Origin of the sequence: Burkholderia sp. S-53, from assembly GCF_025560745.1 — a bacterium.
GTDB lineage: Bacteria > Pseudomonadota > Gammaproteobacteria > Burkholderiales > Burkholderiaceae > Burkholderia > Burkholderia pyrrocinia.
On sequence record NZ_CP090484.1, the window covers coordinates 231,301 to 246,764 of the forward strand.

At 70.3% G+C, this 15,464-nt stretch carries 11 protein-coding genes; all 11 read left to right on the plus strand.

The genetic code is table 11. The features are described 5' to 3' along the window. Positions 1-4: 4 nt before the first annotated feature. Positions 5-1,348 carry a DotU family type VI secretion system protein gene (locus tag LXM88_RS23235; protein ID WP_262544683.1) on the plus strand — a complete coding sequence of 448 codons (1,344 nt, stop codon included), beginning with the start codon at positions 5-7 and terminating at the stop codon, positions 1,346-1,348. A gap of 1 nt (position 1,349) precedes the next feature. After that, positions 1,350-4,976: a type VI secretion system membrane subunit TssM gene (gene tssM, locus LXM88_RS23240; RefSeq protein WP_262544684.1), complete on the plus strand. Its 3,627-nt coding sequence runs from the start codon at positions 1,350-1,352 to the stop codon at positions 4,974-4,976. Next, positions 4,958-5,653: a type VI secretion system-associated protein TagF gene (tagF, locus tag LXM88_RS23245; protein ID WP_262544686.1), complete on the plus strand. Its 696-nt coding sequence runs from the start codon at positions 4,958-4,960 to the stop codon at positions 5,651-5,653. The genes tssM and tagF overlap by 19 nt, the downstream gene beginning before the upstream one ends. A 52-nt stretch (positions 5,654-5,705) precedes the next feature. Continuing rightward, a complete protein-coding gene (locus LXM88_RS23250) occupies positions 5,706-8,069 on the plus strand; it encodes a serine/threonine-protein kinase (RefSeq protein WP_262544688.1) in 2,364 nt (787 codons plus the stop codon). After that, complete coding sequence (gene tssA, locus LXM88_RS23255) at positions 8,056-9,171, plus strand: type VI secretion system protein TssA (protein WP_262544690.1); 1,116 nt, start codon at positions 8,056-8,058, stop codon at positions 9,169-9,171. The genes LXM88_RS23250 and tssA overlap by 14 nt, the downstream gene beginning before the upstream one ends. A 97-nt stretch (positions 9,172-9,268) precedes the next feature. Further along, complete coding sequence (gene tssB / locus LXM88_RS23260; protein ID WP_262544692.1) at positions 9,269-9,823, plus strand: type VI secretion system contractile sheath small subunit; 555 nt, start codon at positions 9,269-9,271, stop codon at positions 9,821-9,823. Then, complete coding sequence (gene tssC / locus LXM88_RS23265; protein ID WP_262544693.1) at positions 9,816-11,324, plus strand: type VI secretion system contractile sheath large subunit; 1,509 nt, start codon at positions 9,816-9,818, stop codon at positions 11,322-11,324. Before tssB ends, tssC begins: the two co-directional genes overlap by 8 nt. A gap of 71 nt (positions 11,325-11,395) precedes the next feature. Continuing rightward, positions 11,396-11,887: an Hcp family type VI secretion system effector gene (locus LXM88_RS23270; protein ID WP_072436815.1), complete on the plus strand. Its 492-nt coding sequence runs from the start codon at positions 11,396-11,398 to the stop codon at positions 11,885-11,887. 26 nt (positions 11,888-11,913) lie between these two features. After that, positions 11,914-12,462, plus strand: coding sequence for a type VI secretion system baseplate subunit TssE (tssE, locus tag LXM88_RS23275; protein WP_262544695.1), 549 nt, complete (start codon positions 11,914-11,916; stop codon positions 12,460-12,462). A gap of 4 nt (positions 12,463-12,466) precedes the next feature. Continuing rightward, entirely contained in the window at positions 12,467-14,338 is a 1,872-nt protein-coding gene (gene tssF, locus LXM88_RS23280; protein WP_262544696.1) for a type VI secretion system baseplate subunit TssF, read from the plus strand. Continuing rightward, positions 14,335-15,456 (plus strand): type VI secretion system baseplate subunit TssG, encoded by a 1,122-nt coding sequence (tssG, locus tag LXM88_RS23285; RefSeq protein WP_262544697.1) that lies wholly within the window; start codon positions 14,335-14,337, stop codon positions 15,454-15,456. Before tssF ends, tssG begins: the two co-directional genes overlap by 4 nt. The last annotated feature ends 8 nt before the right edge of the window (positions 15,457-15,464 follow it).

Below are 15,464 nucleotides of genomic sequence, written 5' to 3' on the forward strand. Positions count from 1 at the left end.
CGAGATGAACACTTCCTCCGATTCGATCGCCACCGGCGCAGGCGCGGGCGGTTTTGTGCCGCCGAATCCGGGCGGCATGCATCCGGCCGCCGCCTCCGGCGCATCCGGCGCACCCGGCGCGGCCGGGCCGACGGCCACGCAGCCGCGGCCGGGCCGCTGGGCCGCGAGCGGCACGAACCCGCTCGTCGCAGCCGCGAACCCGCTGCTCAACCTGGTGCCGCAGATCCGCTCGACCGTCCATCATCCGAACCCGGCGTGGCTGCGCGAGCATCTCGTCGTCGAGATCCGCCAGTTCGAGGCGCGCGCGCAGGAAGCCGGCGTGCCGTCCGAGGCGATCATCGGCGCGCGCTACTGCCTGTGCACGGCGCTCGACGAGGCCGCCGCGCTGACGCCGTGGGGTGGCAGCGTATGGTCGTCGCACAGCCTGCTCGTGTCGTTCCACAACGAAACCTGGGGCGGTGAGAAGTTCTTCCACCTTCTTGAACGGCTGTCGCAGCAGCCACGCCAGCATCTCGACCTGCTCGAGCTGCTGTACTTCTGTCTCGCGCTCGGCTTCGAGGGCCGCTATCGCGTGCTCGACAACGGCCATGCGCAACTCGACGCGCTGCGCCACCAGCTCGCGCTGACGATCCGCTCGGTGCGCGGCGAATTCGAACCGGCGCTGTCGCCGCACTGGCGCGACGTCGTCACGCGCGACGTCGCGCGCCGTTTCGTCGTGCCGCTGTGGGTGTGCGTGGCGCTCGCGCTACTGATCGGCTTCGGCGTGTTCGTCGGGCTGCGCATCGCGCTCGCCGGGCATTCGGATCGGCTGTTCGCGTCGATCGACGCGCTGCACGTGCCGAAACTGCAGCCCGCGCAGGCACCGCCGCGCCCGGCGGCGGCGCCGCGCATCGCGAAGTTCCTGGAACCCGAGATCGCGGCCGGCCTCGTGTCGGTGCGCGACGACGCCGATCGCAGCGTGATCGTGCTGCGCGGCGACGGGCTGTTCAAGTCCGGCTCGACGTCGGTGATCGACCGCTACGTGCCGGTGCTCGCGCGCGTCGCCGATGCGCTGAACAAGGTGCCCGGCAACGTCCGCGTGACCGGCTATACCGACGACACGCCCGTGCATACCGCGCGCTTCGCGTCGAACTGGGACCTGTCGCGCGAACGCGCGGAAGCCGTGCGCAGCATGATCGCCGCGCGGCTCGACCATCCGGAGCGGCTCGCGGCGGAAGGGCGCGGCACGCTCGATCCGGTCGCGCCGAACGATACGCCCGCGAACCGCGCGCTGAACCGGCGCGTCGAGATCACGCTGCTGCCGGCGCCCGGCAGCGCCGCCGTCGGCGCGACGCAGGGGGCGAACTGACATGAACCAGGCTGTCGCGCGTTTCGTCCGGCCGTTGCCGTCGCGGGAGATCTGGACCTTCGCCGGTCTCGTCGTGCTCGCGTGTTTCGTGTGGCTCGCGGGCCCGCTGTTCGCGTTCGCCGAGGTCCGGCCGCTCGAAAGCGGCTGGGCGCGCGGGCTGACGATCGCGGTGCTGTTCGCCGCGTGGGGCGCGCGCGTCGCGTGGCGAAGCTGGCGCGCGGGCCGCCTCAATGCGCAGCTGCTGAACCAGCTGCGCGAGGCCGTGCCGGGGCCTGCCACCGCCGACGATCCGGCGAAGGCGCAGCTCGACGAACTGCGCAGCCGTTTCGACGAAGCCGCGACGCTGCTGAAGAAGGTCCGCTTCGGGCAGGCCGACACGGTGCGCAAGGGCCTGCCGCACTGGTTCGACCGGATGTCGCGCCAATATCTGTACCAGTTGCCGTGGTACGTGTTCATCGGCGCGCCGGGCTCGGGCAAGACGACCGCGCTGGTGAATTCCGGGCTCAGCTTTCCGCTCGCCGAGCAGTTCGGCCGCGCGGCGATTCGCGGCGTGGGCGGCACGCGGCACTGCGACTGGTGGTTCACGAACGATGCAGTACTGATCGACACGGCGGGCCGCTACACGACGCACGAAGGCAACCGCGCGCTCGACGAAGCCGAGTGGAAGGGCTTCGTCGACCTGTTGAAGAAATACCGCACGCGCCAGCCGCTGAACGGCGCGATGCTGACGATCAGCGTGGCCGACCTGCTCGGCGCGTCGGAATCCGAACGCACGCAGCACGCGATGGTGCTGCGCAAGCGGCTGCTCGAGCTGCGCGCGCAGCTCGGCATCCGCTTTCCCGTGTACCTGCTCGTCACGAAGGCCGACCTGCTCGCGGGCTTCGCCGAGTATTTCGGCAACTACGGCCGCGCGGAATGCGCGCAGGTGTGGGGTTTCACGTTCCCGCTCGCGCAGAGCGAGGCGCCCGGCTTCGACCTGCGCGCGGCATTCGACCGCGAATACCGGCTGCTGCACCAGCGGCTGAACGACGGGCTGCCCGACCTGCTGGCCGCGCAGACCGACGCGCGCCAGCGCGAGATGACGTACCTGCTGCCGCAGCAGATCGCCGACCTGCAGGACATGCTCGGCCAGTTCGTCGCCGAGGTGTTTTCCGTATCGAGCTACGAGCCGATGCCGATGCTGCGTGGCGTCTACCTGACGAGCGGCACGCAGGAGGGCACCGCGTTCGATCGCGTGATGAGCGGCATCAAGCGCTTCCTGAAGATCGAGGGCGTGCCGCCGGTCGCGCAGGTCGGCTCGACCGGGCGCAGCTTCTTCCTGAAGTCGCTGCTGCAGGAGCACATCTTCCGCGAAGCCGCGCTCGCCGGCAGCGACCTGCGCTGGCATCAGAAGCGGCGCGTGCTGCAGATCGCCGGCTACGTGCTGGTCGCGCTGGCATGCGTCGCCATGCTGGTCGCGTGGCTGCGCAGCTACTCGAACAATCGCGCGTATCTCGACCAGATCGCCGCGCGCGTGCCGGCCGTCGATTCGCAGATCGCCGGCGCGAAGTTCTCTGACGCGTCCGATATCGCCCGGCTGCTGCCCGTGCTCGACGCGCTCGGCGGGCTCGCGAATGCGGGCGGCGTCGACCTGCAGCATCCGCCGCTCGCGTATCGGTGGGGGCTGTTCCAGGGCGAGAAGATCGACGAGGCCGTCGATTCCGTGTACCGGCGCGCGCTCAACGACGTGCTGCTGCCGATCGCCGCGAGCCGGATGGAGGCCGCGCTGCGCGACGCGCGGCCCGACGAAACCGACTACGCGTATGCGGCGCTGAAGGCGTACCTGATGCTGTACGACAGCGCGCACTACGATCCCGCGTTCGTGCAGGCCGTCGTCGACCTGGAGATGGAGCGCTCGCTGCCGCCCGATTTCTCGCCGGCCGAACGGTCCGCGCTGCGCGCGCATCTCGCCGCGTTGTTCGGCAACCGCGTCGCGGTGTCGCCGTATCCGATGAACGAGCGGCTCGTGGCCGACGTGCGCGACCGGCTGCGGCAGGTGCCGTTCTCGCAGCGGCTGTACCGGCAGCTCACGCGCACGCTGCGCCCGGCGACGTCCGCGTTCGACTTCAGCGTCGCGCGCGCGGTCGGCCCCGACGCGACGCTGGTGTTCCGGCGCCAGAGCGGCAAGCCGCTGTCGGAGGGCGTGCCGGGCCTCTATACGCGCAACGGCTATCGCAACGTGTTCGCGCCGCGCCTGACCGGCGAGGTCGACGCATACGGGCGCGAGGAAGTGTGGGTGCTGAACCTCGGATTGTCGGAAATCCCCGGGCCGAACGACGCGGCCGCGTGGGCGCGCGACATCCGCCAGCTTTACCTGAACGACTACCTGAAGATCTGGGACGACTATCTCGCCGACATCAAGCTGCAGCGCACGGCGACGCTCGCGCAGAGCATCCAGGTGGCGCGCGCGCTGTCGTCGGCCGATTCGCCGCTCACGCGGCTGATGGTCGCGCTCGCGCGCGACACGGCGCTCGGCGATGCGCCGGGCGGGGCGCGCAATCTCGCGGCGCGTGCGCAGGACAAGGTCGACGAGGCGCGCAGTTCGCTGTCGCAGATCTTCGCGGGCCAGGCCAGCGATGCGAATCCGTCCGCGGCGGCGCCCGCGAGCGCCGAGCAGATCGTCGACAGCCACTTCGCCGGGTTCCGCGCGTTCGCGCCGGGCAGCGGCGACCAGGCGCAGGGATTCGACGCGGTGCTGAAGTCGATCGACGCGCTGTACACGTACCTGACGGCCACCGACGACGCGCTGCGCAGCGGCGCACAGCCGCCGCCGTCCGACGCGCCCGCGCGGCTGCGCGCGCAGGCCGGCCGCCTGCCGACGCCGTTCCGCGAAGTGCTCGACGACCTGTCGAACGTCGCGAACGGCAGCGTCGCGACCGTCGAGCAGCGCAGCGTCGCGCTGCGGGCCGGCGCGAATGTCGGCGATTTCTGCCGGCAGGCGATCGCGGGCCGCTATCCGTTCGCGCGCGGATCGTCGCGCGACGTCGCGCCGGCGGATTTCACGCAGATGTTCGCGCCGGGCGGCCTGATGGACGATTTCTTCCAGAAGAACCTGCAGTCGATCGTCGATACGACGTCGCACCCGTGGCGCTTCGCGAACCGCAATGCGGACGCCGATCCGGCGGCGGCCACGATGCTCGCGTCGTTCGAGAAGGCCGCGGTGATCCGCGACGCGTATTTCGGCAACGGCGCGCGCACCGCGCAACTGAAGGTGCAGATCCAGCCGCTCGAAATGGATCCGTCGATCACGGAGATGGTGCTCGACGTCGACGGGCAGATCGTCCGCTACGCGCACGGCCCGCTCGTGCAGAGCGCGGTGGATTGGCCAGGCCCGCGCGGCAGCAGCCAGGTGCGGCTGCAGGTGTCGGGGCAGGCCGGCGCGGCCGACGGCTTCACGACCGACGGGCCGTGGGCGCTGCACCGTCTGTTCGACCGCGCGGCCGTGTCGGCCGGGCGCGGCTCGGACCAGATGATTGCGCGCTTCACGGTCGACGGCAAACCGATCGTGCTGCAGGTGAATGCGGGCAGCGTCCGCAACCCGTTCAGGCTGGCCCAGATGGAGTCCTTTACATGCCCTCCGAAGCAATGAGCCCCATACCGCCGCTCACGAGCACGGCAGGCGACGCGCCGGCCTGGTACGGGAAGATTCCCGGCGCCGGCGACTTCGTGAACAGCCGGCTGCCGCATGCGCTCGCGCTGTGGTGGGAGCGCTGGCTCCAGCAGGGGATGGCCGCGATGCGCCAGCGCGGCGCGGACGAGATCGAGCGCCATTACACGGTCGCGCCGGTCTGGAATTTCCTGATCCCGGCGGGCGCCGGCGCGTCGTGCGTGCAGCCGGGCTGCCTCGCGCCGAGCTGCGACCGCGTGGGGCGCTATTACCCGGTGATCGTCACGCTGCCGATGCGCGCGGCCGATTACTGGAACGGGCTGCCCGACACCGCCGACGCGTACTACTGGCAGGTCGGCCATGCGCTGCTCGACGCGATCCGCCATGCGCGCGCGCCGGGCCATCTGGAACAGACGCTCGAACGCGTGCGGCTCTTGCCGGGCGGCGGCAGGTACGCGGAACGCGTCGACGGTACGCCGGCAACGCTGCCGGAGCAACCGGCGCCCGCCGCATGGCCGGGGCTGTCCGGTTATTTCGATCCGCACGGCGGCACCAGCTTCTGGTGGACCAACCGCGCCGACGGATCGCCGCTGCGCACGCATGCGCATACGGGCACGCCCGACAACGCGCTGTTCCTGACGCTGTTCGGCGGCGATTAGCAGCGCGGCTGAAACGCGGCGGGCAGAAGGCACACGGTTTCAAGAGGTGGACATGAAGGACGCTGGATCGAGAGACAACGAGTACGACACCGCAACACGCGGCGACGCATCCGAATTCACGGTGCGGCCGCTGCCGCTCGGCCATCGCCTGGGCGAACTGCAGCTCGACGAGGTGCTGGGGATCGGCGGTTTCGGGATCGTCTATCGCGCGTTCGACCGCACGTTGCGGCGCGCGGTCGCGATCAAGGAGTACATGCCGTCGATGCTCGCGACGCGCGGCGGCGACTACACGGTGTCGCTGCGTTCCGAGCGGTTCGCGCAGGCGTTCGACGCAGGGCGCGGCGCGTTTCTCAACGAGGCGCGGCTGCTCGCGCAGTTCGACCATCCGGGGCTCGTCAAGGTCCTGCACTTCTGGGAAAGCCACGGCACCGCATACATGGTGATGCCGTTCTACGAGGGGCGCACGCTCAAGCAACTGCTCGACGGCGGCATGCGGATCAGCGAGACGCAACTGCGCAACATCGTCGGCGCGCTGCTCGGCGCGCTCGACACGCTGCATCGCGCGCAATGCTTCCATCGCGATGTCGCGCTCGACAACGTGCTGATCCGCCCGAACGGCAGCGCGATCCTGCTCGACTTCGGCGCGGCGCGAAAACGGATCGGCGATCTCGTCGACGACGGCGCGATGATGATCAAGCCCGGCTACGCGCCGATCGAGCAGTACACCGACGATCCGGCGTTCAGCCAGGGGCCGTGGACCGATCTCTATGCGCTCGGCGCGGTGATGCACGCGATGATCGCCGGCGAGTTGCCGCCCGCGGCCGTCGTACGCAGCATCAAGGACACGTACCGGCCGCTCGTGTCGCGCGAATTGCCGGCCGGCGAGGTGTACAGCCCGGCGTTTCTCGCGGCCGTCGATCATGCGCTGCAGTTGCGGATTCCGGATCGGCCGGAATCGGTCGCGGCGTTCGCGGCGGAGCTCGGGTTGCGGGACGTCGACCGGACCGGCGGCGGGTATGGCGCGGCGGTCGTGCCGCCGGTGGGTGACGCGGACAGGAGCGGGGAAGGGAAGAGTGACGCTTCGGTGGCTTCCGCTGCGTCGGGCACCGCGTCGGCTGATGCTGCGGCGGCGATCGGCGCGGGCGGGTTCGCTGCGGGCAAGGCTGCGTCGGATGTGCCGTCGTCAAAGGGCGAACGTCCGGACGATGTGTCGGCACCATCGGAAACCGCATCTGCTTCGTCTGCCGCGTTCGGTGCCAAGCCGGAGGCGGGCGCGCCTTCAGCGTCGAAGGCAGCTGCGCAGGGCGCCGCGATTGCGGCTGCGGGCGGGTTGGCGGCGTCGGCATCGTCCGCATCGCATGCGTCGCAGCCGGCGGCGAAGCCGGTTGAATCCGGTGCGCCGGACGGAAACGCCGAGCGTGCAAATGAATCCTCCGTCGCAAGAACCCACGCGCACGACGAGGCAGATACGCGAGCCACACGTGCCGACGCAGACATCGGCAAGCGCAGCGCCGCGGATTCCGGGAACACGAACGGGAACGCGTATGCGGCCACCGGTGCCGCCGGCACGACCGCGCCGCATCCCGCCGCATCGGCATCGTCATCAGGCGGTGCATCCGCGCCAACCGGCGCCCAACGCAACTCCGCACCCGCCGGATCGCGCAACCGCCGCATTCCGGTCTACGTCGGCGGAGCGCTCGTTGCGCTGATTGCCGTCGGCCTCGCCGCGACCTATCTGTCGCGTCCCGCGCGCGTGGCCGACGAGGCCGCGCCAGGCGCGAGCCAGCCGCAGGCCGGCACGTCATCGCCCGCCAGCACGCCGGACGCCACGCTGGCCCTGCACGGACCGACGCCGACCGTCGTGCCGCCGTCGAGCCTGCCGGCCGGATCGTCGGCGCAGGTTCCGCCGCCGCCCGTCGCCGCCGCGCCGGCCAGCACACCGGCCGTCGCCGCCACCGCCGCCGCACCGCAAGTCGCGACCACCGTCACGAACCCGGCCCCGGCGCAAGCCGGCTCCCGTTCCGCCATCGCGCCCGCCGGCAGCCTCGACGCGTCGGAGCGCGTCGTCAACGTGCCGCCGTCGGAGGCCGTCGCATCACCGGCGACCACGCCAACCCCGGCGCCCAAGCCGCCGCCGGAGGCCGAGACGGCCATCACCGCCGTGAACGTGCTGCCTGCCGAGCCGCGCCCGCCGAAGACGCAGGAAACCGTCCAGGTGCGCTTCAACGTGCAGCCGTGGGGCGACGTGTACGTGAACGGCGCGCGGCGCGGTGCGAGCCCGCCACTGCGCTCGGTGTCGCTGACGCCGGGCGTCTACCAGATCGAGATCCGCAACGGCTCGCTGCCGCCGTTGCGCCGGACCGTGGCGATCGACTTCGGCAGCAAACCGATCAACATCGACTATGCATTCGAATGACGTCAGCCAGGCGGCACTTGCCGCCGCCGCGCTTTCCCCTGCGTCGCCGGGCCTGCCGGCGGCGTCGCCGCGTGCCGACCTGATCGACAGGCTGCTCGCGGACGTCGCGCCCGATGCGCCGTGCGGCGCGAATCTCGAATACGACGCCGAGTTCCTGCAGTTGCAGGAGCGCGCGACGCCGCGCGCCGAGCAGCAGTACGGCGACACCGTGATCCCGGCCGAGGCGCCCGACTGGGGCGCGGTCGAGCGCCTCGCGCTGGCGCTGTCCGCACGCACGAAGGATCTGCGCGTCGTCGCGTACCTCGCGCGCAGCTGGATCGAGCAGCACGGCATGCCCGGCTATGCGGACGCGCTCGCGGTCGTCGCGAACCTGCTCGAGCGCCGGTGGGACGAACTGCATCCACGGCTCGACGCCGACGGCGAACCGGACCCGACGCCGCGGATGAACGCGCTCGCCGACGTGGCCGGCGCGCACGACTGCGCACGCGCGGCGCGCCGCCAGCCGCTGTTCGACGGCGGCCCGAGCGTGCGCGATGCCGAACGGCAGTTCGACGGCCGCGACGACGCCGGTGGCCGCGCAGGCCTGCTTGCCGCGCTGTCGGCCGTTCGCGGCGACGGCACGACGCCGCTCGATGCTGCGCGCGCCGCGCTGCAAGCGCTGGACACGATCCGCGCGACCGTGACCGACAAGCTCGGCCGCGAGTGGGCGCCCGACGCAGGCGATGCGGAGAAGGCGTTGCAGCGGATCGTGCGTGAAGTGCCGTTGCCCGAGCCGCAGGCAGGTACGCCGGACGGCACGAGTTCCACGCTGCAGGCCGCATCCGGTGACGCATCGCAGGCCGGCGTCACACTGGCCGCTTCCGCGGCCATGCCGAACGCGCATGCGTGGCGCGATGCCGAGCTGACGAGCCGCGACGACGTCCGGCTCGGCCTCGACAAGATGTGCCGCTATTTCGAGCTGCACGAGCCGAGCCATCCGGCGCCGCTGCTGCTGCGGCGCGCGCAGCGGCTGCTTGCGCTCGACTTCTACGAAATCATCCGCGATCTCGCGCCGGAGAGCCTGCCGAAGCTGGACCTGCTGAGCGGCGAGCGAAGCGAATGAAACGAGCCGAACGAATGAAACGAACGAAGGAAGCCGCCACGCGGGCGGCGGCAACGGACTGCGCAACCTGATCGAAGTGAAAGTGAAGGAGTGGACGATGACTGACAGAACCAAGGCAGCAGGCAGCGGACAGAAGTTCATCGCGCGCAATCGGGCGCCGCGCGTGCAGATCGAGTACGACGTCGAGACCTACGGCGCCGAGCGCAAGGTGCAGTTGCCGTTCGTGATGGGCGTGATTTCGGACCTGGCGGGCAAGCGTGCCGAGCCGCTGCCTGACCTGCCGGAACGCAAGTTTCTCGAGATCGACGTCGACAACTTCGACGAGCGGATGAAGTCGGTCGCGCCGCGCGTCGCGTTCCAGGTGCCGAACACGCTGACGGGCGAAGGGATGCTCAACGTCGACATGACGTTCGAGCAGATCGACGATTTCTCGCCGGCAGCGATCGCGCGCAACGTCGACGCGCTGCGCCGGCTGCTGGAAGCGCGCACCGAGCTGTCGAACCTGCTGTCGTACATGGACGGCAAGCACGGCGCCGAACAGCTGATCGAGCGCGCGATCAACGATCCCGACCTGCTGAAGACGCTCGTGCGCAATCCGCACGAAGTCGCGCAGGGCGGCGCTGCGACCCAACCGGAGGCCCGCGATGAATGACCCCGTCCAATCCCGCGCCGATGCGCGCGACGCCGCTCAGCCGGCCGTCGCGCACGACGAGTTCGCCGCGCTGCTGCAGAAGGAATTCAAGCCGAAGACGGCCGAGGCGCGCGAGTCGGTCGAGCGCGCGGTGCGCACGCTCGCGCAACAGGCGCTCGAACATACCGTCGGCATGACGACCGACGCGTACGGCAGCGTGAAGCAGATCATCGCGGAGATCGACCGGAAGCTGTCCGACCAGATCAACCAGATCCTGCATCACGAGGATTTCCAGACGCTCGAGGGCGCGTGGCGCGGCCTGCATTACCTGGTCACGCACACCGAGACCGACGAGCTGCTGAAGATCAAGGCGCTGCCGGCGTCGCGCAACGAGGTCGCGCGGATGCTGAAGCGCTACAAGGGCGTCGCGTGGGACCAAAGCCCGCTGTTCCGCAAGATCTACGAGGAAGAGTACGGGCAGTTCGGCGGCGAACCGTTCGGCTGCCTCGTCGGCGATTTCCATTTCAACCACAGCCCGCCCGACGTCGAGATGCTCGGCGAGCTGTCGAAGATCGCGGCGGCCGCGCACGCGCCGTTCATCGCCGGCGCGTCGCCGGAGCTGATGCAGATGGATTCGTGGCAGGAGCTGTCGAACCCGCGCGACCTGACGAAGATCTTCCAGAACACCGAATACGCGGCGTGGCGCAGCCTGCGGCAGTCGGAAGATTCGCGCTACGTCGGCCTCGCGATGCCGCGCTTTCTCGCGCGGCTGCCGTACGGCGCGCGCACCAACCCGGTCGACGAATTCGACTTCGAGGAAGACACCGACGCCGCGAACCACGACCGCTACACGTGGGCGAATTCGGCGTACGCGATGGCCGCGAACATCAACCGCTCGTTCAAGCAGTACGGCTGGTGTTCGTCGATCCGCGGCGTCGAATCGGGCGGGGCGGTCGAAGGGCTGCCGAGCCACACGTTCCCGACCGACGACGGCGGCGTCGACCAGAAATGCCCGACCGAGATCGCGATCAGCGACCGCCGCGAGGCCGAGCTCGCGAAGAACGGCTTCATGCCGTTCGTGCACCGGAAGAACTCCGATTTCGCGGCGTTCATCGGCGCGCAGTCGCTGTACCAGCCGGCCGAATACCACGATCCCGACGCGACCGCGAACGCACGGCTGTCCGGCCGCCTGCCGTACCTGTTCGCGTGCTGCCGCTTCGCGCACTACCTGAAGTGCATCGTGCGCGACAAGATCGGCTCGTTCCGCGAGCGCGACGACATGGAGCGCTGGCTGAACGACTGGATCATGAACTACGTCGACGGCGACCCCGTGAACTCGTCGCAGGAAACCAAGGCGCGCAAGCCGCTCGCGGCCGCGCAGGTGGTCGTCGACGAGGTCGAGGACAACCCCGGCTACTACACGTCGAAATTCTTCCTGCGGCCGCACTACCAGCTCGAAGGGCTCACCGTGTCGCTGCGGCTGATCTCTCGGCTGCCGACCGCGAAGGCGGCGAACGAATGAGCGGAACAACGAGCGGCAACCGGCATTCGACACGGCATTCAACCTGACCTCGAACCGAAACGGAGACGGCAATGGGCGTAGCAATGTTTATGAAGGTGGACGGCGTGACCGGCGAATCGGCGGACGCGCAGCACAAGGGCTGGACCGACATCCAGTCGTTCACGTGGGGCGCGAGCCAGCCGGGCGCGATGGCGAGCGGCAGCGGCGGCAATGCGGGCAAGGCGAGCTTCAACGATCTCGTCGTCGCCGCGTACATGGACAAGGGCGCGCCCGCGATCATCAAGAACTGCGCGAACGGCAAGCACCTGTCGTCGGTCGAGATTTCCGCGTGCAAGACGGGCGGCACGCAGGTCGAGTTCATGCGCGTGACGCTGCAGGAGGTGCTCGTCACGTCCGCGCAGGTCGCGGGCGTCGATCCGGGCGACGTCGCCGACCGGCTGATGATGCACTACGGCTTCCAGGCCGCGAAGGTGAAGAAGCAGTACTGGCAGCAGAACGACAACGGCGGCAAGGGCGCCGAGGTGACGGTCGGCTGGAACATCAAGGAAAACACCGAGATGTGACGGCACGAACAGGCACGGAGACGACGATGGACGACCCGCGAACCCGCGACGGCCGGGAGGGCAGCCTCCGCGACCGGCTGCAGCCCGCGCTGCTCGACCGCCTCACCGACGATGCGCCGCAGCGCGCAACCGAAGCGCCCGGCGCGCAATGGATCGGCACCGAGCGGCTGCGCGCGGCCGTGCTGCGCGATCTCGCGTGGCTGCTCAACACGCGCAACGCCGAGGACGGTTTCGTCGACTGGTCGGCGTTCGCGCACGCGCAGGCGTCGGTGCTCAACTACGGGATGCGGCCGCTCGTCGGCAAGCCGATGTCGGGTGTCGAGCGGATGTCGGTCGAGGCGTCGATCCGCGACGCGATCATCCGCTTCGAGCCGCGCATCGCGCCCGACAGCGTCGAAGTGCGCAGCGTGATCGACGCGCCGGGCGGCCGGGCCGGCGAGCGGCGCCACAACGTGCTGCTGTTCGAGATCCGCGGCACGCTGTGGTCGATCCCGCATCCGCTCGAATTCGTGCTGCGCTCCGACCTCGATCTGGAAACGGGCGCGATGTCGCTGCAATCCGTGGTGGGGGCCTGACGCGATGGATACGCGCCTGCTCGATTACTACAACCGCGAACTCGCGTACCTGCGCGAACTCGGCGGCGAATTCGCGCAGCAGTTCCCGAAGGTCGCCGCGCGGCTGCGGCTGCACGAATCGGGGCCGCCGGACCCGTACGTCGAACGGCTGCTCGAAGGTTTCAGCTTCCTCACCGCGCGCGTGCAGCTGAAGATGGACGCCGAATTCCCGCGCTTCACGCAGGCGCTGCTCGACGCCGTGTACCCCGGCTATATCGCGCCGCTGCCGTCGATGACGATCGTCCGGTTCGCGCCGCTGATGAACGAAGGCAGCCTCGCACAAGGCTGGCGGCTGCCGGCCGGCACCGCGCTGCGCGCGCGGCCGGCCGCGTCTGAGCAGACCGCGTGCGAATTCCGCACCGCGCACGACCTGACGCTGTGGCCGCTCGAACTGACCGATGCGACCGTCACCGGCGCGCCGTCGTGGCTGCCGCGCGGCGCTGTCGCCGCGCGGCAGGACGTGCGCGGCACGCTGCGCATCCGGCTGAAGGCACGCGGCGGTGCGAAGCTGTCGCAGTTGCCGCTCGACCGCCTGATGTTCCATCTCGCGGGCCCCGAGCGCGACGCGCTGCATCTGCTCGAACTGATCGCCGCGCATGCGCTCGGCGTCGTGTGCCACGACCCGGCGCAGCCGCCGCGCTGGCTGCATACGCTCGACGCCGACGCCATCGTCCACGAGGGTTTCGATCCGGACCAGGCGATACTGCCCGACGATGGCCGCAGCTTCCACGGCTACCGGCTGCTGCGCGAGTATTTCGCGTTTCCGGCGCGTTTCCTGTTCTTCAGCATCGGCGGGCTGCGTGCCGCGCTCGCGCGCGCGACCGGCGACGAGTGCGAGCTGACCGTGCTGTTCGATCGCCACGACGCGGCACTCGAAGCGGCCGTCGATGCGCGCCACCTCGCGCTGAACTGCACGCCGGCCGTGAACCTGTTCGCGCGCCGCGCCGATCGCATTCCGCTGCAGCCGGGCGCGCGCGAGCATCATGTCGTCGTCGACCGCAGCCGGCCGCTCGACTACGAGGTCTATGCGGTGCAGCGGCTCGCAAGCGAGCAGCGCGACGACGCTCAGTCGCGCGAATTCCGGCCGTTTCACGCATCGTTCGCCCGCGATGACGGCAACCACGGCGCGTACTACACGGTGCGGCGCGAGCCGCGGCTCGTGTCCGCTCAGGCGCGCTCGAACGGCACGCGCACCGGCTACGTCGGCAGCGAAACCTACGTGTCGCTCGTCGACAGCCAGTGCGCGCCGTACGACGAAACGATGCGCTACCTGTCCGCCGACACGCTGTGCACGAACCGCGATCTCGTGCTGCTGCAGCCGCCCGGCGACGCGAACACGTTCACGCTGCGCGTGTCGGCCCCGGTCGAGCGCATCGTCGCGATCCGTGGCCCGTCGCGGCCGCGCCCGCCGATCGCCGACGCGCAAACCGCGTGGCGATTGATCCGCCATCTCGGGCTCGCACGCCACACGCTGACCGATCTCGACGACGACGAGGGTGCGCATGCACTGCGCGAACTGCTCGGCCTGCATGCCGACCCGGCCGACGCCGCGATGCGCCGGCAGATCGACGGCGTGCAGCGCGTCGCGTTCTCGCCGGTGTTCCGCCGGCTGCCGGCGTCCGGGCCGCTGATGTTCGGGCGCGGCGTGCAGGTCGACGTGACCGTCGACGACCATGCGTTCTCCGGCGACAGCCCGTTCCTGCTCGGCGCGGTGCTCGAACAGTTCTTCGCACGTCATGTGTCGATCAACGCGTTCGCCGAATGCGTGCTGACCAGTGCGCAGCGCGGCACGCTCGCACACTGGCCCGCGCGCATCGGCAGGCGGCCCGCGATATGAAGCGCGACACGCCACCCGGCACTCGACCGGCCGCCGAAGCCGCGCGCCGCGACGCGTGGTGGGCACGGCTGCACGCCGCGCCGCACGGCTACGACCTGTTCCAGGCGCTGCGCTGGCTCGACGCGCTGTCGCCCGGCCGCGCGCCGCTCGGCCATGCCGCGCGGCCGCGCGACGAGCCGGTGCGGCTCGGGCAGCAGCCGTCGCTCGCATTCGCGGCGTCGATGCTGGTCGGCGTGTACGAGAACGGCACCGCGCCGCCGCGCATCGCGATCCACGGTTTCGGGTTGTTCGGGCCGAACGGGCCGCTGCCGACGCACCTGACCGAATACGCGCACGAGCGCGCGGCCCAGCACGACGACCCGACGTTCGCCGCGTTCGCGGACCTGTTCCATCACCGGCTGATCCTGCTGTTCTACCGTGCGTGGGCCGACGCGCAGCCGACGGTGAGCCTCGATCGCCCCGGGCGCGCACGGTTCGACGGCTATATCGCCAGCCTGATCGGACGGGCGGCGCACGGCGACAGGCCGGCCGCGCAAGCCGGTGCCTCAGCCACGGCAACGGCCGATACGCTCGCGCCGCATGCGCGCTATTTCCATGCCGGCCATCTCGTGCGGCACACCCGCAACCCGGAAGGGCTCGTGCAGATCCTGCGCCAACATTTCGGCGTCGATGCGCGCATCGTCGAGCACGTGCCGCAATGGGTCGCGATCGAGCGCTCGCAGCGTTGCACGATCCGGGCGACGCGGCCGACATTGCGCGTCGGCGCCGTCGCGCTCGGCGTCGCGGTGCGCGATGCGCAGTCGCGTTTCCGGATCGTGCTCGGCCCGCTGTCGCTCGACGCCTACCGCGGCTTCCTGCCGGGCGGCCCGCATGCGCGGCAGCTCGCGTTATGGGTGCGCGAATACGTCGGCATCGAGTTCGACTGGGACGTGCAGCTCGAACTGGCGGCCGACGCAGTGCCGGCGATCGCGCTCGGCACGCCGCAGGGGATCGGCCGCACCGCGTGGCTCGGGCAGCGGCTCGAACCGGGCCCCGCGCGCGACCTCGTCGTCCGCTACGACGTGCGCCGTGGCGGCACGCCGCGCGCCGGCGCAACCCTTCATAACGAAACCGCCTAAACGGGAAC

What these genes read in the sequence shown, in the direction of transcription:
- tssM (WP_262544684.1), top strand. Translation starts at nt 1,350, where the DNA reads ATGAACCAGGCTGTCGCGCGTTTCGTCCGGCCGTTGCCGTCGCGGGAG.
- tagF (WP_262544686.1), top strand. Translation starts at nt 4,958, where the DNA reads ATGCCCTCCGAAGCAATGAGCCCCATACCGCCGCTCACGAGCACGGCA.
- LXM88_RS23235 (WP_262544683.1), top strand. Translation starts at nt 5, where the DNA reads ATGAACACTTCCTCCGATTCGATCGCCACCGGCGCAGGCGCGGGCGGT.
- tssG (WP_262544697.1), top strand. Translation starts at nt 14,335, where the DNA reads ATGAAGCGCGACACGCCACCCGGCACTCGACCGGCCGCCGAAGCCGCG.
- LXM88_RS23270 (WP_072436815.1), top strand. Translation starts at nt 11,396, where the DNA reads ATGGGCGTAGCAATGTTTATGAAGGTGGACGGCGTGACCGGCGAATCG.
- tssF (WP_262544696.1), top strand. Translation starts at nt 12,467, where the DNA reads ATGGATACGCGCCTGCTCGATTACTACAACCGCGAACTCGCGTACCTG.
- LXM88_RS23250 (WP_262544688.1), top strand. Translation starts at nt 5,706, where the DNA reads ATGAAGGACGCTGGATCGAGAGACAACGAGTACGACACCGCAACACGC.
- tssB (WP_262544692.1), top strand. Translation starts at nt 9,269, where the DNA reads ATGACTGACAGAACCAAGGCAGCAGGCAGCGGACAGAAGTTCATCGCG.
- tssE (WP_262544695.1), top strand. Translation starts at nt 11,914, where the DNA reads ATGGACGACCCGCGAACCCGCGACGGCCGGGAGGGCAGCCTCCGCGAC.
- tssC (WP_262544693.1), top strand. Translation starts at nt 9,816, where the DNA reads ATGAATGACCCCGTCCAATCCCGCGCCGATGCGCGCGACGCCGCTCAG.
- tssA (WP_262544690.1), top strand. Translation starts at nt 8,056, where the DNA reads ATGCATTCGAATGACGTCAGCCAGGCGGCACTTGCCGCCGCCGCGCTT.